This is a genomic window from Vibrio sp. 10N.222.49.C9 (genome assembly GCF_041474985.1).
GTDB lineage: Bacteria > Pseudomonadota > Gammaproteobacteria > Enterobacterales > Vibrionaceae > Vibrio > Vibrio crassostreae_C.
On record NZ_JBFRVD010000212.1, the window covers coordinates 1 to 363 of the forward strand.

Here is a 363-nt window from a genome sequence, read left to right on the forward strand (position 1 = left end):
TCCCCATAGGCAGAAGTACCCAAGGTAAAACATTCAGTCAGGCGTATTTAGATGCGGCCGAGAATACCTTAGGGCCAAAAGGGGCTCAGACTCGCTACTACTATGACGGCAGTTCGGTTAGCGCTCGCTTGCACAAGGTTAAGATAAATAAAGCGACGGTAAGTTCGACCTTTCCTTGGTCCGAATATGCACATAACTTGGTGGAAGTGATTATTCCAAAGGACGATATGTCATTCATGGCGCAACCGGTCACAGTTAATGTCACGGTTCCATCTCCAGCATTAGGCCCTGCAGATTGTTACAATCCAATGATACCTAATTCTCTATCCAAACAGTATGCGTGTCTAGTAGCATCCGCTTTTG

Annotated in this window: 1 pseudogene; it reads left to right on the forward strand. The window is 46.3% G+C overall.

The window, feature by feature from the left end:
• A pseudogene (locus tag AB4585_RS22805) lies at positions 1 to 363 on the forward strand (hypothetical protein); the annotation flags it as partial.